The organism is Kribbella sp. NPDC003505 (assembly GCF_040610875.1).
Taxonomy (GTDB): domain Bacteria; phylum Actinomycetota; class Actinomycetes; order Propionibacteriales; family Kribbellaceae; genus Kribbella.
This window is the reverse complement of sequence record NZ_JBEXNA010000001.1, coordinates 15,618-35,058: the sequence shown is the minus strand read 5'-3', so window position 1 is coordinate 35,058 and position 19,441 is coordinate 15,618. Positions and strand designations below refer to the sequence as shown.

15 protein-coding genes are annotated in these 19,441 nt (G+C 68.3%); 5 read left to right on the top strand and 10 right to left on the bottom strand.

The features are described 5' to 3' along the window. Positions 1 to 3 precede the first annotated feature (3 nt). From ABZX12_RS00155 to ABZX12_RS00135, 5 genes are all read right to left on the bottom strand, one after another. Positions 4 to 657, bottom strand: coding sequence for an urea amidolyase associated protein UAAP2 (locus tag ABZX12_RS00155; protein ID WP_355688367.1), 654 nt, complete (start codon positions 655 to 657; stop codon positions 4 to 6). Further along, a complete protein-coding gene (locus ABZX12_RS00150; protein WP_355688366.1) occupies positions 654 to 1,268 on the bottom strand; it encodes a DUF1989 domain-containing protein in 615 nt (204 codons plus the stop codon). The genes ABZX12_RS00155 and ABZX12_RS00150 overlap by 4 nt, the downstream gene beginning before the upstream one ends. After that, complete coding sequence (locus tag ABZX12_RS00145; RefSeq protein ID WP_355688364.1) at positions 1,265 to 2,836, bottom strand: amino acid permease; 1,572 nt, start codon at positions 2,834 to 2,836, stop codon at positions 1,265 to 1,267. Before ABZX12_RS00145 ends, ABZX12_RS00150 begins: the two co-directional genes overlap by 4 nt. A 300-nt stretch (positions 2,837 to 3,136) precedes the next feature. Further along, entirely contained in the window at positions 3,137 to 4,075 is a 939-nt protein-coding gene (locus tag ABZX12_RS00140) for an NAD(P)-dependent oxidoreductase (RefSeq protein WP_355688362.1), read from the bottom strand. 47 nt (positions 4,076 to 4,122) lie between these two features. Further along, a complete protein-coding gene (locus tag ABZX12_RS00135; RefSeq protein WP_355688360.1) occupies positions 4,123 to 5,496 on the bottom strand; it encodes a serine hydrolase in 1,374 nt (457 codons plus the stop codon). 76 nt (positions 5,497 to 5,572) lie between these two features. Here ABZX12_RS00135 and ABZX12_RS00130 point away from each other — a divergent pair, with 76 nt between their 5' ends. Beyond that, entirely contained in the window at positions 5,573 to 6,469 is an 897-nt protein-coding gene (locus ABZX12_RS00130) for a diacylglycerol kinase family protein (RefSeq protein WP_355688358.1), read from the top strand. On the opposite strand, the gene pulA is transcribed toward ABZX12_RS00130, so the two are convergent. The 5 genes from pulA to ABZX12_RS00105 all read right to left on the bottom strand — a co-directional run bounded on the left by pulA (position 6,466) and on the right by ABZX12_RS00105 (position 14,802). Beyond that, positions 6,466 to 12,117, bottom strand: coding sequence for a pullulanase-type alpha-1,6-glucosidase (gene pulA, locus ABZX12_RS00125; protein WP_355688356.1), 5,652 nt, complete (start codon positions 12,115 to 12,117; stop codon positions 6,466 to 6,468). The genes ABZX12_RS00130 and pulA overlap by 4 nt on opposite strands. Positions 12,118 to 12,191: 74 nt before the next feature. Next, on the bottom strand, positions 12,192 to 12,914 hold the full coding sequence (locus ABZX12_RS00120) for a Sir2 family NAD-dependent protein deacetylase (RefSeq protein WP_355688354.1): 723 nt from the start codon (positions 12,912 to 12,914) through the stop codon (positions 12,192 to 12,194). Then, a complete protein-coding gene (locus tag ABZX12_RS00115) occupies positions 12,901 to 13,464 on the bottom strand; it encodes a GNAT family protein (RefSeq protein ID WP_355688352.1) in 564 nt (187 codons plus the stop codon). Before ABZX12_RS00115 ends, ABZX12_RS00120 begins: the two co-directional genes overlap by 14 nt. Positions 13,465 to 13,477: 13 nt before the next feature. Further along, positions 13,478 to 13,684, bottom strand: a complete 207-nt coding sequence (locus ABZX12_RS00110; RefSeq protein WP_355688350.1) for a sulfurtransferase TusA family protein — start codon at positions 13,682 to 13,684, stop codon at positions 13,478 to 13,480. Positions 13,685 to 13,686: 2 nt separating this feature from the next. Next, positions 13,687 to 14,802: an aminotransferase class V-fold PLP-dependent enzyme gene (locus tag ABZX12_RS00105; RefSeq protein ID WP_355688348.1), complete on the bottom strand. Its 1,116-nt coding sequence runs from the start codon at positions 14,800 to 14,802 to the stop codon at positions 13,687 to 13,689. A gap of 94 nt (positions 14,803 to 14,896) precedes the next feature. On the opposite strand from ABZX12_RS00105, the gene coxB reads away from it, so the two are divergent. From coxB to ABZX12_RS00085, 4 genes are all read left to right on the top strand, one after another. Beyond that, positions 14,897 to 15,781 carry a cytochrome c oxidase subunit II gene (coxB, locus tag ABZX12_RS00100; RefSeq protein ID WP_355688346.1) on the top strand — a complete coding sequence of 295 codons (885 nt, stop codon included), beginning with the start codon at positions 14,897 to 14,899 and terminating at the stop codon, positions 15,779 to 15,781. Continuing rightward, positions 15,778 to 17,556 carry a cytochrome c oxidase subunit I gene (ctaD, locus tag ABZX12_RS00095; RefSeq protein ID WP_355688344.1) on the top strand — a complete coding sequence of 593 codons (1,779 nt, stop codon included), beginning with the start codon at positions 15,778 to 15,780 and terminating at the stop codon, positions 17,554 to 17,556. The genes coxB and ctaD overlap by 4 nt, the downstream gene beginning before the upstream one ends. After that, on the top strand, positions 17,553 to 17,948 hold the full coding sequence (locus ABZX12_RS00090; RefSeq protein ID WP_355688342.1) for a cytochrome c oxidase subunit 4: 396 nt from the start codon (positions 17,553 to 17,555) through the stop codon (positions 17,946 to 17,948). The genes ctaD and ABZX12_RS00090 overlap by 4 nt, the downstream gene beginning before the upstream one ends. A 199-nt stretch (positions 17,949 to 18,147) precedes the next feature. Beyond that, positions 18,148 to 19,389, top strand: a complete 1,242-nt coding sequence (locus tag ABZX12_RS00085) for an Ig-like domain-containing protein (protein ID WP_355688340.1) — start codon at positions 18,148 to 18,150, stop codon at positions 19,387 to 19,389. Positions 19,390 to 19,441 lie beyond the last annotated feature (52 nt).

Sequence of the window (19,441 nt, the reverse complement as noted above, 5' to 3'; positions counted from 1 at the left end):
CGGTCACCACCGGCCCAGCAGCTGGATCGGCGTCGGGTTCCAGCCGTTGCACGGATTGTTGACCTGCGGACAATTGCTGATCAGCGCGAGCAGATCACGGCTCGCGGTGACCTCGACGTACTTACCGGGCGCCGACAGACCGTCCTCGAACGTCAGCCCGCCGCTCGCCGTCACCGGCACGTTCATGAAGAAGTTGATGTTGTGCGTGAGCTGACGCTGACCGATCCCGGCCGCGGCGCCGTACCGCAGGAAGGTCTGCCGGCAGGCGTGCTGGTGCCGCGTGAACTCGCCGTACCGGATGACGTTGCTCTCCTGTGAGCACGCGCCGCCGACGGTGTCGTGCCGGCCGCAGGTGTCGTCGGTGATCACCGCGAGCTCGTCGAGCCGCGTCGACAGCAGCCGTGACCCGGTGGTCAGGAACACCGCCCGCTGCTCGCGGATCGTGTCGAAGGCGGAGTAGCGGTTCTCGATGTCGTGGGCGTCGTAGAACAACGTGTCCACGGCCTGGTTCCCGTGCAGGTCCACGATCCGCAGGCGCCCGCCGGCCGGAACGGTCACCAGGGCGCCGTCGCCCGCCGGTACGACGATGTCGAGGCTAGTGTCGAGCCCTGTGTCGAGCCCTGTGTCGAGGCCGGTTGCCGTCTCGGTCGCGGTCATGCGATCAACTCCCGGGTCAGCCGCAGCGCGCGGATCGCTTCCTCCCGCAGGTCGGGATCCTCGGTGTGTTCCGGCGTCTCGATCTGTACGGCGACACCGACGGCAGGCAGATCGGACAGCGCATGAGCCGCGGTCGACACGAAGACCAGCAGGTCCTGGTCCGCCCGGAGCGTGACGGTGTCACCCGCGCGGGCATGACCCGGGACGAAAGCCAGCGACGCGCGGGTGTCGTCCGCGACGCCGACCTTGCTGAAGAAGTTGATGCAGCCATGCAGATCCGCTGCACCGAAACCCTGCTTCACGAGTTCGAGCAGCAACCGGTCCGGCGCCGCGCCGGTCAGGCAGTCGTGCCAGTCCAGACTCGAGGCCAAGACTGTCGCCAGCGCCAGCCCGCGGTCCGACATCAGCACCATGCCGGGCCTGATGCGCGCCGACATCTGCGCCTTGAGCGTGTCCGGGATGTTCAGCCGGTCCAGACGGTCGGCGCCGATGATCAGCACCGACGCGTTCGCGCCGTCGTCGAGCGCCGTCAGCGTCATGACACGTCCGGCCCGCACCGGCGCCGACCACGCCGCGTCACCGGGGATGTCGTGGGTATGCGTGGCAGTCATGCGCCGGCTCCTTCGACCTCGACAACCGGCGCGGCAGTGCGCACAGGAAGCCCGATCGACGCGTAGTAGGCGCTCCGCTGAGCCCGGAAGGCGAGAAGACCGCCGACGGCGACGACGGTGAGGGTGATCAGCGGAAGGTAGTGCAGGTACCAGCCCTCACCCGCGGGGTCGTAGACCTCGGCGCGCGGCCAGCCGAGATTGATCGCCATCGCGAGTCCGTAGCCGACGGCAACGAAGTTGACGAGCACGCCGAACCGGCCGAGCGAGAACAGCGGCCGCCCGTTCTCGTCCACCCCGGCGGACAACCCGCGCCCGGTCAGGCGGCGTACCAGCAACGGCGCGGTGACCATCAGGTACGCGACGTAGAGCAGCATGATGCAGACGCTCGCCAGACCCAGGAACAGGCCCGCGTTCCCCACGTTGACGACCAGGCAGACACCCGCGAGCACGCCGGGCACCACGGTCGCGGCGACCGGCGTACCGGTCCGCGGCGACACCTCGCGAAGCCGGCGCGACCCCGGCAGCACGTTGTCGCGCGCCATCGAGAAGATCATCCGCGCCGCGGCGGTCTGGATCGCCAACGTGCACACGCACACCGCGAGCGCGACGTCGAGCAGCAGCAGCTTGCCGGGCGTCGTACCCAGCCGGCTCGTCAGCACGTACGGAAGCCCTTGCGTGGCGAGATCTCCGTCGGTCACCGACGGCGCGGCCATCAACGCCGCGACGATCAGGAACGCGCCGCCGATCCCGGACGCGATCACCGCCCGGAGGATCGTCCGCGGCGTCGTCGCGCGCGGCTTGTGCGTCTCCTCCGACAACTCGCCCGCACTGTCGAACCCGACCAGCACGTACGCCGCCATCAGCGCCGACACCAGCAGCGGTACGACGTACCCGGTCGTGCTGTCGAGGTTCGTCGTGTGCAGGACGACGGACGGCCCGCGCTCCGCCTTGCTGGTCAGCAGGACGACGATCAGCACGACGCCGATCAGCTCGCAGGTCACGCCGACCGAGTTGACGACCGCTGTGATGCGCACACTCGTCGCGTTGAGCACCGTCGTCGCGACGAGCAGCAGGCACCCGAGCAGCACGGCGTTCGCGGCGCCGTCCCTCGACGCCAGCGCCGGATCCGTGCCGACCAACTGGAACCCCGGCCAGACCGCGGGCAGCACGACCTGCAGCGCGATCGCGGCCGTGGCCAGCGTGATGATCTGCGCGATCACCATCGTCCAGCCCGCGAACCACCCGACGACCGCACCGCCGAGGCGGCGGGCCCACTGGTAGATCGCGCCGGACAGCGGGTACCGCGCGGCGAGTTCGGCGAAGCACAACGCCACCATCAGCTGACCGGCGAGGACGGCGGGCCAGGTCCAGAAGAACGCCGTGCCGCCGAAGCCGAAGCCCAGACCGAACAGCTGAAAGACGGTGGTGAGGATCGAGACGAACGAGAACCCGGCCGCGAACGACGCGTAGCTGCCGACGCGGCGCGAGAGCTGCTGGGAGTAGCCGAAGCGGCCGAGGTCGCGCGCTCCCAGTTCATCGGTGGTCAGGGTTTCGGGGGGTGCTGACATGTCCGGCCTCCGCTGGATCGGGCCCGGAATGCGCGCACGGCAACCCGGGGCCTTCAAGGCCTCCCGGGCTTTTGTCCCGCCGTGGAACGGTGCCGCCGCACAACGCCGGCGACAGCACCGCCTCCCCTCTCGGACCAGACCTGCCATCGGCTCGACCAGCAGCGGAACCCTAGGGGCGCCCCGCCGTACCGGCGGGTCCTTTCCAGTTCAGGACCCGCCGGTTTCAGCGGTCGTCATCGCGTGTAACGCGGAAGTAAAGGAATCCTCTCACCGGCTTGCGCTGCTGTGAGCGAGCGGAGATCACAGTCCCTGGCGGAACCCGTCGCGCCAGGACGCGTACCCGGGTTGCCACTCGAAGGTCCGCTTGGCGAGGGAGTTGTCGACGCCGCGGATCTCGGTGAACGCCGCCACGCCGACATCGCCGACCGCGAGCCGTCCGAGCCACGCCGGGATGCGCCGCGGGGCCTTGGCGCCGAGGATCTTGGCGAGCTCGGGCAGCCAGACCGCGGCCTGTGCGGGGTCGTCGTCGGCGATCTGGAACACCCCGGTCACGTCGCTCTCGACCGCCTTCACCGTCGCGGCGGCGGCGTCGTCGTAGTGGATGAACGACCAGACCCCGGTGCCGTCGCCGATGATCGGCAGTCGGCGCTTCTGGATCAGCTCCACCATCGAGCCGCCCTTGCCGAGGTCGGCGGTCGGACCGTAGAAGTTCGCGTACCGCAGCGCGACGCCCTCGATCCCTTCGGCGTTCACCGCCGCCGATTCGACGTACTTGATGGCCGCCATCGTCTGCCGCTGGGCGGGCACCGGGTCCGGGTCGAGCGGGTCCGCCTCGGTCTTCGCCGCGGATCCGCCGTGCTGCAGGTTCCAGCCGGCGTACGACTGGACGACGAACCGTCGTACGCCGGCAGCCTTGGCGGCGGCCAGGAGGTTGTCCGTGCCGACCGTTCGCAGCCGGTTCGTCGTCGCGAAGCTGTCGTCGAAATGCTTGAAGTCGATCCCGCCCTTGAGCGCGGTCATCTGGTGTACGACGACCTCGGGCCGGACCGACTCCACGGCCGCGCGCACCGCGGCGGCGTCCAGGCCGTCCGCGAGCACGGCGTCCGCGCCGAACGACCGCACGCCGGCCGCGCCGGACTCGGACCGGGTCATCCCGGTCACCTCGTGCCCGGCCGCGAGCAGCTGCGGCACCAGTGACCGGCCCAGTCCGCCGGTCGCTCCTGCCACCAAAACCTTCATGTCATCCTCCGTCGTCCGTGATTACGACCCGGAGGACACGCGCCGCGTCAGTCCTGTGACATCGGCTCCGAAGAAAGCCGGAACTCGGTCGGGCCGAAGGAGACGTTGAGCCTGCCGTCGACCGTCATCGTGCCGCCGTCGACGCGGCACGTGAGGGTGGCGACGAACGGGGTCTCCACCCAGCGCAAGGTGGCCACGAACGCGGCGCCGTCGCCGTACGCGCTGGTCAGGACGCGCTCGCCGGCTTCCGGAGCGGCGTCGTCGACCGTGCCCGGCGCAGCCTGCTCCTGCCAGTCACCGGCCGCACACCGGATCTCGTGGGTTCTGCCGTCGCCCAGGTCGCTGAACGTGAACGTGCCGGAACCGTCCGCGTCGATCCGGACCGAGGTGAGACCGGCTGGGTTGGCCGCCGCGAAACGGTACGTCCGGCCGTCCCCGGCGGCCGGTGCGGCACCTGCCGGCGGCACCAGCTCCAGCCGCTCGGGCCGGGGGACGACCGGCACCTCCTTGCCCTCGAGTGCGGGCAGCAGGTGCTCCCACACCGTGTTCAGGATCGCCTGCATGTCGGTCGTCGAGCTCGTGATGATCAGCGCCGCGTCGTAGTCCGGGAACACCAGGCAGAACTGACCGAACGCGCCATCACCGCGATACGTGTTGTGGCGGCCGCGCCAGAACTGGAAACCGTAGCCCTGCTTCCAGTCCGGGTTCTCCTCGGTGTCGTTCGGGACCTGCTTCGACGTTGCCGCCTCGAACCACTCGGCCGGGACGAGCTGCTTGCCCTGCCACTCACCGTGCTGCAGCAGCAACTGCCCGAAGGAGGCCAGCGACTCCGTGTTGATGCTCAGGCCCCAGCCGCCGACCGTGATGCCTTCCTTCGACACCTGCCAGGTCGCCTCGGTCGCACCGAGCGGCTCGAACAGCCGCGGCCGGAGGTAGTCGAGCAGGCGCTCGCCGGTGCGCCGCTGCAGGATCGCCGACAGCATGTAGGTCGCGCCGCTGTTGTAGGCGAACACCGTGCCGGGCTCGTGCTCGACCTCGAGGCCGAGGAAGATCTTGACCATCCGGCGGTCCCGACTGAGCGCGTCGACGGTGTCCTTCGAGTGCCCGGTCGTCATCGTCAGCAGATGCCGGACCTTCATCGCGGCCAGGTTGTCGCTGACCGTCTCCGGCAGCTCGTCGGCGTCGAAGAACGAGATCACCTGGTCGTCGAGCGAGAGCAGCCCGGCGTCGATCGCCAGCCCGATGCCCGTCGACGTGAAACTCTTCGACACCGAGAACAACAGGTGCCGGTCGTCGAGCCGGTACGGCGCCCAAGCCTCCTCCAGCACGACCTGGCCGTGCCGCAGCAGCATGACAGTCTGGATCTCCGGCTCGCCCGCGTCCAGCGCCGCGACGAAACTGTCGAGTGCTGCGGTGGTCAAGCCCTGGGCTTCTGGGGTACTCCGTGGAAGTCTGCTCACACCCAAGACGCTATCTTCAGAAACGGACAAATATCAGGTGAGTTCTGCCAAGCGGGCAGCCGTGATCGTCAACCCGGTGAAGGTCGACGGCGACAAGTTCCGCCGCATCGTCGAGACGGCCCTGTCCGAACGGGGCCTCGGCGAGCCGTTGTGGCTGGAGACGACCGAGGACGACGCCGGCGTCACGATGGCCCGGCGCGCGATCGACGAGCAGGTGGACCTGGTGCTGGTCGCCGGGGGCGACGGCACCGTCCGGGTGGTGTGCGCCGAGCTGGCCCGCACCGCGATCCCGGTCGCCGTCCTGCCCGGCGGCACCGGGAACCTGCTCGCCCGCAACCTCGGCATCTCGCTCGACCTCGACGTCGCGCTGACCGAGCTCCTCGACGGCTCCGAGCGGCGGATCGACAGCGTGCTGGTCGAAGGTGACCAGCTGACCACCGACCGGTTCGTCGTGATGGCCGGGCTCGGCCTCGACGCGGCGATCATCGAGGACGCGCCCGACGACCTGAAGAAACGGGTGGGCTGGGCGGCGTACGTCGTGTCGACGCTGAAGAACCTGAACCACCCGTCGGTCCGGGTCACGATCACCGTCGACGACCGGGCGCCGGTCCGCCGGCGGGCGCGCACCGTGGTGATCGGCAACGTCGGCACGCTCCAGGCCAACATCCCGCTGCTGCCGGACGCCGTACCCGACGACGGCACGATCGACGTGGTCGTCCTCGCGCCGCGCCGGATCACGCACTGGCCGCGGCTCGCGCTCGGCCTGGTCGTGAAGTCCTGGCGCGAGCGTCACGTCGAGCGCTTCACCGGCCGGCGCATCCAACTGCGCGCCGACCGGGTGGTACGCCGCCAGCTCGACGGCGACGCGATCGACGAGGGCACGTCGCTGACCGCTGAGGTCGACCCGTCGGCCCTCGTCGTCCGCGTGCCCTAGCGCTGCATCAGTACGGCGACCGTCCGGGCCGGGACGGTCGCTGTGCCCGTCGCGGACGACCAGGTGGTTTGTTTGACGACCGGGTCGGAGCCGGCTGCTTGGACGGGGGACAGGGACAGGTTGGCGCCGGTCAGGCCCGGGACCTGCTGGGTGACCGCGGCGTTGGTGGAGTTGAAGACGACCACGACACCCTTCAGCGACGGGTCGACGTCAGCCCCCACCGTGTCGTCGATACGCATGGTGATGACACCGGGCGTCGTACCGCTCAGCGGGAAGCTCAGCTTCTGGTTGATCAGCGCGGCCGAACCGAGCCGGAACAGCGGCGTCGAGAACCGGAGCTTCAGCAGGTCGGCGGCCGCGGCCGAGGCTGTGGCCACGTCGGTCGCTGACGGCTTCAGCGCCGGGTTGGCCAGCAGCGGCTTCATGTACGGCCACTTGGCCTCGTTGTCGGGTTTCGGCGGCAGCCCGTGGCCGAAGCCGTTGTCGGCGCCGGTCCAGTCGAGCGTGTTGAACCAGTCGCCGGAGTCGTACGAGTTGCGGTCCAGTGACTTGCTGCGCAGCATGTCCGCGCCGGCGTGCCAGAACGACGGCGTCTGCGCCAGTGCGGTCGTGGCCAGCGACAACGTGTTCATCCGGATCCGGTCCGGCATCGGCAGGTCGGTCGGCAGCTTGTACGTCAGCGTGTCCCACAGCGTCTCGTTGTCGTGCGCGTCGACGTACGTGATCACCTCGTCCGGCTGGTCGGCGTACCCAGCCGGCTGGCCGTTGTAGTCGACCTGGTCACCGCGGACGGCCTGTCCGGACTCCGCCGACGTGAAGCTGAACGACCGGAGGTTGGCGGCCAGCCCGAGCTGAACCAGGTCGGTGTCGTGAGCGAGCCGCTTGGCGCGCTCGGCCGGCGTGCCGTTCACCGGGTCGCCGTTGGGGTCGCTCGCCTCGCCGGAGCCGAAGCCCTGGATCCGCGGGTTGTCGTCGAAGGGGCCGCCGCCGCGGACCGCGTCGCGCAGCCGGTCGGAGAAGGTGCCGATCCCGGTGCCGCCGAGGTTGCCCTGCCGCGCCTGGACGAACAGCGCGTCGTCCGCCACCTCGCCGAAGTTCCAGCCCTCGCCGTACAGGTAGATCGACTTGCCGTCGACACCGTCCTTGGCGAGCGTCAGCTTGTCCAGGGCGGCCCGGACCTTCAGCATGTTCGCCTTGGAGTGGTGACCCATCAAGTCGTACCGGAAACCGTCCACGTGGTAGTTGCGCGCCCAGCTCACCGTGCCGTCGACCATGATCTTCTCGGCCATCGCGTGCTCGGTCGCGATGTTGCTGCAGCAGGTCGAGGTCTCGACCTTTCCGGTCGAGTTCAGCCGCTGGTAGTACCCGGGCACGATGCGGTCCAGCACCGACGTCGGGGCCTGGCCGGCGGCCGGGGTGTGGTTGAAGACCTGGTCGAGTACGACGCGCAGACCGGACTTGTGCAGCCCGCCGACCATCGTTCGGAATTCGGAGACCCGGGCCAGGCCGTCCTTCTGCGTGGCGTACGAGCCTTCTGGCGCCAGCCAGTGGAACGGGTCGTAGCCCCAGTTGAAGCCGTCCTTCGCGGCCACTGCTGTCACGCATGCCTGCTGCTGGTCCGAGTCCGCCGGGAGTGCCTTCAGATCACACGCGGGTGTCTGCTGTCCGGTCTCCGGGATGGACGCGATGTCGAAGGTCGGCAGGAGGTGCACCGTGTTCAGCCCTGCTGTCTTGAGGTTGCGCAGATGCTTGGTGCCGTCGCCTTCGTCGGCGAAGGCCAGGTAGGTGCCGCGGTGCGCGGCAGGCACTGTGCTGTCGTTGACGGAGAAGTCACGGACGTGCAGCTCGTAGATCGTGGAGTCGACACCACGGGCGAGCTTCGGAGCGGGGGTCTTGGACCAGAGCGCCGGCTTTCCGGCCGGGTCGTTCAGGTCGACGGCGACGGAGTAGGCCGAGTCCGTGGTCAGGGCAACCGAGTACGGGTCCGTGACGACGTTCGTCTCCACCTTGCCGGTGCTGGGTGCATACACCGTCACCTGATAGCGGTACGGCGCGTTCTTCCACGACGGCCGTCCCACGACGGACCAGGCTCCGTCGTCGCTGCGCCGCATGCGGATCGTGGACGATCCGATCAGCAGCTTCACGTCTTGAGCCGTCGGCGCCCAGAGCGTGAAGGTCGGTGCTACGCCTTGCCACGTGACGCCGTAGGAGCGGGTGGTGGCGCTGCCGTACACATCGTCGAGGACGCCGGGGATCTGGACGCCGGTCGCGTCGAGGAGGCGGCCGGCGTCGTCGTACTGTGCGAGGCCCAGTTGGCCGGTGAGGATCTTCTCGACGTCGGCGTCTTCGAGGCGCAGGGTCGTGTAGCCGGGCTTCACCTCCGCGGTGTCGTACCGCAGTGCGGCCGACGAGCCGCCGATGTCGTTCGCGTCGACCTTCAGCGAGCCTGTGTCCGACCAGTGCAGTCGCCACCGGTACCGCTCCGGGTGCGCGACCGCCGGTACGGCGAGGGTGTCGCGGTCCAGCCAGTACGCCTTCGCCTGGCTCAGGTCCGGCTGTGCGCCGGGCTTGGCCGTCGTCACCGTGAACTGGTGGGTCGCGAGCACGTACGAGAACGTGACGACCAGACCGTCACTCGGCACCGAGACCGGCACGTTGTTCGCCGGGTAGCTCTCGTCCCAGGACAGGTTGTGCGCGACCTTCGCCTCATAGGTGCCCGCCTTCAGCTCGCTGGTGGACCAGGTGTAGGTCCCGTCGCCGTCCTCGTCGGTCAACCAGGGTCGCATGCAGGACGGGTCCCAGTCCGTCGGACAGCCCAGCTCGGTCTGGAACGACCCGGGCGCCGTGATGATCGGCCCCTGTGCAGTGGACGTGACGAAGTGGCGGCCGTGCTCGTAGTAGAAGCTGACGGGCCCGTTCGGCGCGGTGTACGAGATGTTCGCACCGTTCTTGACGCCACCGGCGCCGTAGTTCTCGTCCCAGGTCTTGTTGATGGCCGCCTTGTACGCGTGCTCGCCGGCCGGCAGCGTGTACGTGCCCTTCCAGACCTTGTCCTTCGGGTCCAGCGTCAGCTGAGCCTGGTCGCAGTCCGGCGACCAGTCCGCGGGACAGCCCATCTCGCTGTTGTGGTCACCTGGCACGGACACGTTCGCCGGCTGTACGACGGGACCAGTGCCGCCACCGCCACCACCGGGTGCGGCCGCGTCACCCACCACGCCGTACGAGCCGGAGACGGAGTAGTTACCTGAGATGTCCCGCAGGACGGCGCGGTACTCGAGCAGCGTCCCCTTCGGCAGCCCGGACACGTCCTGGAAGACGCGGTACGGCGCGTTGTCGTCCGCACCGAGCCGCTGCCACGCCGTCGTACCCACGGGCCGATATCCGAACGTCACAGTCGCCGGGGTGTTCGCGGGAACCGCCGCAGCGATCTCAGCGCGCCCACCGACCGTCGCACCGAGCTCCGGCGAGCTCATGTACACGCTGGGAGCCTTGGCGCGGGATGGGACCTTGTTCTGGGCCTGGTAGACCGTCACGGACAGCGGGGCCTGGCTGACGACCACCCTGCCCTCGCGGTCGGTCTTCAGCGCCTTGGACCCGCCGTAGACGGGCTTCAGCCACGTGTTCGAGCCGTACGTCGGTACCGTCGCCGAGGCTGCCGTCGTGGAGTTGTTCGCGACGACCAGGTACTCGACGTTGTCGCTGCCGAGCCGACTGAACGCGTACAGCCCGTTGAACTTGGACGAGTACCGATGTACCTGGCGACCGTCGGACAGTGCCGGGTACTTGGCGCGCAGCTTCGCCAGCCCGGCGATGTGCTGGTACATCGGCGCGTTGACGTCGTACCGGTCCTTGCTGCCGATCGTCGTCGTGCCGGTGCCGTCGACGACCTCGTCGTCCGCGTAGTCGGCGGTTCGGGTCGCGAACATGTCCTGCCGCGCGTCCTTGTCACCGCCAGGGCCGGTGAAGCCCTGCTCGTCCCCGTAGTACACGACCGGCTGGCCGCGCGTCAGGTACATGAGCGAGTGCGCCAGCTCGTCCCGTGCCAGCAACTCGGCGCCGGACGCGCCGCCCTGCTTCAAGAACGTGCCGACGCGGCCCATGTCGTGGTTGCCGAGGAACGTCGGCAGCTCGTACGCGTTCGAGTCCGTGTCGGTGTAGTAGTCGTCGTCGGCGTAGAAGTCCTGCAGCTTGGTGCTCGGGTCGCCCTTCGCGTACGCGACCGCGTTCTGCTGGAATCCGAAGTCGAGCGTGGCCTGCAGCGCGCCCTTGGTCGTGTACGTCGACATGAACTGCGGGTTGGCGTCGAAGACCTCGCCGAACATGAAGAAGTCCTTCGACCCGGCGGACTGCGCGGCGGCCAGGATCTGCGGCGAGAACTTCTGCCAGAACTCGATGTTCACGTGCTTGACGGTGTCGATCCGGAACCCGTCGATACCGAACTCGGCCCACGTCTTGTAGACGTCGATCATCCCGTCGCGGACCCGCGGCTGCTCGGTGAACAGGTCGTCCAGCCCGACGAAGTCGCCGTACTCCGCGCTCTCGCCGGCGAACGTCGAGTCGCCGCGGTTGTGGTACAGCGTCGGGTCGTTCAGCCAGCCCGGCACCTTCACGCTCGCGTCGGCCGGCGTCCTGAAGACCGGGACGTTCGGGAAGCTCACGGCCGCGTCGAGCGGCGGGAACGTGTCGCCCCCGGCGTACTGCTTGTCGTCGAAGACGTTGCCGGCGGCATCCTTGTACGGCGCGGTGGACTTCGGGATGTAGCCGTACTGGCCGGACTGGTACGCGATCACGTCCGCGGTGTGGTTGGTGATGATGTCGAAGAAGACCTTCATGCCCTTGCGGTGCGCGAGGTCGATCAGCCGCTTCATGTCCGCGTTCGTGCCCAGGTGCGGGTCGATCTGGGTGAAGTCGGTGATCCAGTAGCCGTGGTACCCGGCGCTGACATCGGCGCCGGAGCCCTGCACCGGGCGGTTCTTGAACGACGGGGTCAGCCAGATCGATGTCGTCCCCAGAGACTTGATGTAGTCGAGCTTCTGGATCACACCGGTCAGGTCGCCGCCGTGGTAGAAGCCCTTGTCCGTCGGGTCCAGCCCGGTCGTCAGCCGGTCGCCGGTGAGCCCGCCGTTGTCGTTGGACTTGTCACCGTTGGCGAACCGATCCGCCATCAGGAAGTAGAACCGCTCCTTGGTGAGGTCCGGTCGCAGGCTCGGCGTCGCGAGCGCCCGGTCGGCGGCTGTCACGTCCGGTCCGGCGAGATTCACCGGCTTCACCGTGACGACGTGGCTCGTGTCGTCGTAGCTGAACTCCAGCTTGGCCGGACCCTCGATCCGCAGCGGGATGTTCTGGCCGTTGAGGACACCGCCCGCGCCGTAGTTCTCGTCCCAGCTCTTGTTGACCGTGACCTTGAACTCGTACGAGCCCGTCGGTACGTCGAACACCTTCGTGTACGGCGCACTCGCGCCAAGACTGGTCGCGTCACAGCCCGGATCCCAGTCGGCCGCGCACCCGAGCTCACTCTGCAGCGAGCCCGCCACGGTGATCACCCGGTCCGCGGCCACTTGGGCCGGAGCCGGTGCAGCCGTACCCAGTCCGAGTACGACGACCGCGGCCGCCGTAAAACCTGCCGTCCAACGCCTGAACCCGCGCATCACGGTCCCCTCCCCGCCAACTGATCTGCCGGGGACGCTAGCCGCCGCTCTTTACCGTGAGGAGGGCTCGAAGATCACGGTAAGGTCACGAGGTCCGGCAGCGTGGTCTCGATCGGTGTGCGCAGCACTGTCGTCGCGTGCTCGTCGTACGGCGTCGGCTGCGCGTTCAGGATCACCAGCGGCTTCCCGGCGTTCAGTGCGAGGTCACACAGGCCAGCGGCCGGGTAGACCTGCAGCGACGTGCCGACAGCCAGGAACAGGTCTGCTGCCTCGGCGGCCGCGACGGCTCGGTCCAGGACGACCCTCTCGAGGGATTGGCCGAACGAGACCGTGGCGGACTTCAAGATGCCGCCACAGACCTCACACGCCGGATCCTCGTCGCCTGACTCGAGCCGGGGGAGGACGTCGGCCATCGGGATCCGCCGGTCGCACTGCAGACAGTCGACGTACCAGACCGTGCCGTGCAGTTCGTGGACCAGCTCCGGCGAAGAGCCGGCCTTCTGGTGCAGCCCGTCGACGTTCTGCGTGATCAGGCCGGTCAGGCGGCCCTGCCGCTCCAGCTCGACCAGGGCGAGGTGGCCCGGGTTCGGCTGCACTGTCCAGGCCGGCACCGAGAGCCGGTGCTTCCAGGTCGCCACGCGGACCTCGCGACTGGCGACGTACTCGTCGATGTCGAACATCGCCTCTGCCGCCGGGTCCTTCGTCCAGACGCCCTGCGGTCCCCGAAAGTCCGGGATCCCCGACGCCGTCGAGATCCCGGCCCCGGTCAGCACAGCGATGCGGTCAGCTCGGATCACCCTCCGACGGTACCCAGTCCTGAGCCAGGACGGACATCACGACCTCGTCCACCCACTCGCCGTCCCAGAGCAGGGCGTCTCGGAGTACGCCCTCAGTGGTGAAGCCGGCCTTCTCGTAGGCGCGCTGGGCGCGCGGGTTGAAGGCGTAGACGCCCAGGCTGATCCGGTGCAGCTTCAGCTGCTCGATGCCGTAGCCGACGATCAGCCGGGTCGCCTCGGTCCCGAGGCCGCGGCCTCGGCCGGACGGCCCGATCAAGATCCGGAAGTTGCAGCTCTGGTTGTCAGGGTCCCACTCGTTGAGCACGGCCTCACCCACGACGGCTCCTGCGGCCTTGTCGACGATGGCGAGGTCCAGTCGATCGGTCTGGTCCTGGCGGGTCCGGTACCACTCGCGGGCCTTCTCCTCGCCGATCTCGCCGTGGCTGCCGGTCAGGCGAGCGACGTCCGGGTCCGCCATCGCGACGGCGAGTGCCTCGTAGTCACCCTCATCCACAGGTCGCAGGACGACCAGGTCCCCGGACAGGGTCGGCTTGTGCGCGAAGTCGGTCACGCGGCGCAGTGTGTCAGCTGACCCGCCGGACGACGTACTGGTTTTCCCCGGCCGACACCAGCTCCTGGGACCGCATCCGGCACCAGGCGGGGATGTCGGTCGCCGCGGCCGGGTCGTCGGCCAGCACGGTGACCGTGTCGCCGACGGCAACGGTCGGTAGCGTCTTGGCCAATTTGATCACCGGGAGTGGGCAGAGCAGGCCGGTGCAATCCAGGTCCATGTTCACATCCCCACCTCCGCCCGGATCCGCCGCACGATCCCTGGTAGCACTGCACAGAGCCGTTGTACGTCGTCGTGGCTGGTGTCGCGTGCGAGAGAGACCCGGACGTTTCCGTGGGTGAGGACGCCCATCGCCGCGAGTACGTGGGAGGGGCGGAGCGTGCTCGACGTACACGCTGAACCGCTGGAGACGGCGAACCCCTCAGTGTCCAGTGCGGTCACCAGCGCCTCACCGTCCACGTACAGACAGGAGAACGTGAGGATGTGCGGCAGGCGGTCCGCCGGGTCGCCAACAACCTCCACGTCGGGGATGTCAGCCGCCACGCGACGCCGTACCTCGTCGATCCAGGCCCTGTGCTGCTTGTCGAGCTCTTCGGCCTCGGCCAGCCGGGCCTGTAACGCAGCGGCGGCGGCCAGCGTGTTGGGTACGTTCGGGAACCCAGGGGAGAGGCCGTCCTCCCGCTCGTCCAGCGGCCACGCCGGTGCGATCCGCGTGCCCTTCTTCACAGCGAGCAACCCCACACCGGCCGGTCCGCCCCACTTGTGCGCGCTGGCGGCCAGCGCCGACCACCCCTCCGGCAGCGCGTCGTGCCCCACCGACGCCGAGGCGTCCACGAACAGGGGCACGCTGCCACAGGCCTGCGCGAGCGCGGCGATCGGCTGCCTGGTACCGACCTCGTGGTTGGCGGACTGAACCGCAGCCACCGCCACGGCAGGTCGCCGTACCGCGTCCTCGAACGCCTCCTGATCCACCCGGCCCTGAACGTCCACCCCGACCTCGACGCCGTCAGCGCCGGCACTGTGCAGGACAGCAGAGTGCTCGACAGCCGTGTGGACCACTGTGGTCCCGACGCGGCGGCGGGCGGCCTGGAGAGCGGTCAGACCGGCCTGGATCGCCGCCGTCCCCGAGGTGGTCAGGTACAGCTCGTCCGGCCGTACGCCGACCGCCTCGGCAAGCACCGCCCGGGCGTTGTCCAGCAGCAATCTCGCGGTCCGGCCCTCGTGGTGCAGACGCACCGGATCGGCCCATCCGGAATCCACTGCCGAGAGCAACATCTCCCGTGCCGCGGGGTGCATCGGCTCGGCCGACGCGGCGTCCAGATACGTACGCTCGCTCACACGGGAAACGCTAAGCCCTACCTATGCGCAGAGACGCGAAAGGTGTCCAGTAGTGTTTGGTCGTCAGTCTCACTTGGGAAGGGAAAGGCGCCCCGTGGGTTCGAACGGCACGCCCGGAGTGGAGGAGCGACCGGCAGGTTCTGCCGGCGCCACACGGCCGGCGAAGCGTCGCCTGCTGGTCGGCAGTGCAGTGGTGCTGGGCACCCTGCTGCTGACCGGTTGCTCGACGGCGACCACTGAGCAGTGGAAACGACTCGGTCTGCCCGAGGGCGCATCGGACCGGACCGAGGCCATCCGCAGCCTCTGGATCGGGGCCTGGATCGCCGCCCTGATCGTGGGCGTAATGGTCTGGGGCCTGATCCTGTGGGTCGTCGTGCGGTACCGCAAGCGCTCCGACGACGCACCCCGGCAGGTGCGCTACAACCTGCCGCTCGAGGTGCTCTACACCCTGGCGCCGTTCGCGATCATCGGCGTGCTCTTCTTCTACACCGTCGAGCACGGCAACCAGGTCACGAAGATGAGCGCCAATGCGCAGCACACCGTGAACGTGGTGGGCCAGCAGTGGCAGTGGACCTTCAACTACAAGGACATCGTCGACGGGCAGCAGGGCGTCTGGGAGACCGGCACGCTGGACAAGCCCGCGACGCTGTGGCTCCCGGTGAACGAGTCGGTGCACTTCGACCTGACCTCGCCGGACGTCATCCACTCCTTCTGGGTCCCGTCGTTCTACTTCAAGCTCGACGTCATCCCGGGCAAGACGAACAAGTTCGAGCTGACCCCGACCAAGACCGGCACCTTCGCCGGCAAGTGCGCTGAGCTCTGCGGCCTGTACCACAGCCGGATGATCTTCAGCGTCAAGGTGGTCAGCCGCGACGAGTACGACGCACACCTGCGCGAGCTGGCCGCCAAGGGCCAGACCGGCGCCGCAACCGGTGGCGCCGACGCCACCACCATTCCCGGTACAGGGGGCGAGAAGTGACGGACTTCGCCGAGCGCACCGGCGCCATCGGCAGCACCACCGCGCTGCCCCGGCGGCGCACCAAGGGCGAGCTGCTGGTCAAGTACCTGACCACGACCGACCACAAGCTGATCGGGCACATGTACCTGGTCACGTCGTTCGCGTTCTTCCTGATCGGCGGCGTGATGGCGCTGCTGATCCGCGCCGAGCTGGCCAAGCCGGGTCTGCAGATCGTGAACGAAGAGGTCTACAACCAGCTCTTCACGATGCACGGCACGATCATGCTGCTGCTGTTCGCGACGCCGCTGTTCGTCGGCTTCGCGAACGAGATCATGCCGATCCAGATCGGCGCTCCCGATGTGGCGTTCCCGCGGCTGAACATGTTCAGCTACTGGCTGTTCCTGTTCGGCGGCCTGATCACGATCAGCGGCTTCTTCACCCCCGGCGGTGCCGCCGACTTCGGCTGGTTCGCCTACGCCCCGTTGTCGAACGCGGTCCGTTCGCCGGGGATCGGCGGTGACCTGTGGATCATGGGTCTGTGGATGGCCGGCCTGGGCACGATCCTCGGTGCGGTCAACTTCATCACCACGATCATCACGATGCGCGCACCCGGTATGACGATGTTCCGGATGCCGATCTTCACCTGGAACATCCTGGTCACGTCGATCCTCGTCCTGATCGCGTTCCCGATCCTGGCGGCGGCGCTGCTGGTGCTGGAGGCGGACCGAACACTCGGGGCCCACGTCTTCGACGCGGCCAATGGCGGACCAATACTCTGGCAGCATCTGTTCTGGTTCTTCGGCCATCCCGAGGTCTACATCATCGCGTTGCCGTTCTTCGGCATCGTGACCGAGATCCTGCCGGTCTTCAGCCGCAAGCCGGTCTTCGGCTACATCGGTCTGGTCAGCGCGACCCTCGGTATCGCGGTCCTGTCGGTGGCGGTGTGGGCGCACCACATGTTCGTCACCGGTGCGGTGAACCTGCCGTTCTTCTCGTTCATGACGTTCCTGATCGCGGTCCCGACCGGGGTGAAGTTCTTCAACTGGATCGGCACGATCTGGGGCGGCTCGGTGTCGTTCGACACGCCGATGCTGTGGTCGATCGGGTTCCTGACGACCTTCCTGTTCGGCGGTCTGACCGGCGTCATCCTGGCCTCGCCGGCGCTGGACTACCAGCTGTCCGACTCGTACTTCGTGGTCGCGCACTTCCACTACGTCGTGTTCGGCACGGTGGTGTTCGCGATGTTCGCCGGGTTCTATTTCTGGTGGCCGAAGTTCACCGGGCGGATGCTGGACGAGCGGCTGGGCAAGCTGCACTTCTGGCTGCTGTTCGTCGGTTTCCACACCACGTTCCTGGTGCAGCACTGGCTGGGCGTCGAGGGTATGCCGCGGCGCTACGCGTCGTACGGCGCCAACGAGGGCTTCACCACGCTGAACGAGGTGTCCAGCGTCGGCGCCTTCATCCTGGGCGCGTCGATGCTGCCGTTCTTCTACAACATCTACAAGTCCCGCAAGACACCGCCGGTCGGCGTCGACGACCCGTGGGGCTGGGGCCGGTCGCTGGAGTGGGCGACCAGCTCGCCGCCACCGCGGCACAACTTCGTCAAGCTGCCCCGGATCCGCTCGGAGTCCCCGGCGTTCGACCTCCACCACGCCGACGTGGCGCTGGCGGAGTACCCGGACAACCGGGCCGGCGCGGACAACCTGCTGGACGCCGGTGAGGACCAGGGCCGCGTCGAGCACCTGATCGAGCAGACCGACGGAGCCGACGGGACCGAGGGGAAGGACAAGGCGTGAAGGTCGAAGCCTGGGTCTTCGGGATCCTGAGTGTGTTCGTGCTCGTCGTCACGCCGATCTACTGGCTGATGTCAGAGGACCCGACCGGCACCACCGCGCTGGTGATGACGTTCTTCCTGTCGCTGCTGGTGGCGTTCTACCTGAGCGTCACCGCACGCCGGATGGACGCCCGGCCGGAGGACCGCAAGGAAGCGGAGATCGTCGAAGGGGCCGGTGAGCTCGGCTTCTTCCCGCCGCACTCCTGGTGGCCGCTGTGGTGCGCGCTGACGCTGTCGGTGGTCGTCCTCGGCATCGTGTTCGGGTGGTGGCTGTTCATCGCCGGCGTCGGCATCGGCATCGTGACGCTGAGCGGTTTCATCTTCGAGTACTACCGCGGTGACCACGCTCACTAGTTGAGAGTCGTACGAAAAACGCCGTCCGGGAGCGAACCGGACGGCGTTTTCGTGCGTCTTGAGTAGTGCCGCCGGGTACAGAGAGTTGTGGTCCGTACCAGTGAGGTGGCGAGCGGATGCAGGGAAATGTCGCCGCGGCAGGTTACCCTTACCGCGGTTTGACTAAACAGGGGAGAGCTGGGGAATGGTGAGCGGTTCGGTGAGGAAGCACGGCCTTGCCGTGGCGGGTATCTGCGTCCTGCTGCTGGCCGGGACGGCCTGTAGCGACACCAAGGCCGACGGCAGCGGTGGCCAGTCGACGCCCGGTGCGTCGACGTCGCAGAGCAACACGCCAGGTGCCTCGAGCACCCCGGATGCCTCGAGCACTCCGTCGGAGTCCGCTGCTTCGGCCAGCATCGCGGTGGTGCCCGCCAAGGGCGCGACGTCGGTGCAGCCCGACAAGCCGGTGACGGTGACCACCACGGCCGGCAAGCTGACCGCGATCACGCTGAAGGACGACGACGGCGACAAGGTCACCGGCAGCTTCAACACCGACAAGACCCAGTGGACGTCGCAGCCGCAGCTCAAGCCCGGCGCGTCGTACACGGTGAGCGGCTCGGCCGAGGGCACCGACGGCGCCACCGTGCCGATCAGCTCGACCTTCAAGACGCTGAAGGCGTCGAAGAGCCTGAAGGCCTCCGTCGTCCCGCTGAACGGTGAGACCGTCGGCGTCGCGCTGCCGATCCAGATCTTCTGGAACAACCCGGTCAAGGACCGCGCCGCGGTCGAGAAGCGGCTGTCGGTGAAGACGTCGGTCCCGGTCGACGGCAGCTGGCACTGGGTGAACAGCAAGCAGGTCAACTACCGCCCGAAGAACTACTGGCCCGCCGGCACCAAGGTGACGGTGAACATCGACACCCAGGGCGTCAACGCCGGCAACAACACCTGGGGCACCTCCGGCCGGACGATCGCGTTCAGCATTGGCAAGTCGGTGGTCAGCAACGTCAACGTCAAGACCCACACGATGACGGTGACGATCAACGGCAAGCTCGCCCGGACCATCCCGATCACCGCCGGCAAGGACGGCTTCACCACCCGCAGCGGCGTCAAGGTGATCATGGAGAAGTTCACGGTGAAGCGGATGGACGCCGCCACCGTCGGCCTCAAGCCCGGCGACCCCGAGTACTACAACATCCCCGACGTGAAGTGGGCCCAGCGCGTCACCAGCTCCGGCGAGTTCATCCACGGCGCACCGTGGTCGTCCGGCAGCCAGGGCAGCGCCAACGTCAGCCACGGCTGCGTCGGCATGAGCCTCAAGGACGCCCAGTGGTTCTTCAACCAGACCCTCCGCGGCGACCCGGTCATCGTCACCGGCACCACCCGCCACATGGAGCCCGGCAACGGCTGGACCGACTGGAACACCACCTGGGCGGCCTACAAGGCCGGCTCCGCCCTCTCCTGACCCTCTGACCCAACAGCCTCCCCACCGCATGCCCGCGGCCGGGAGGCTGTTG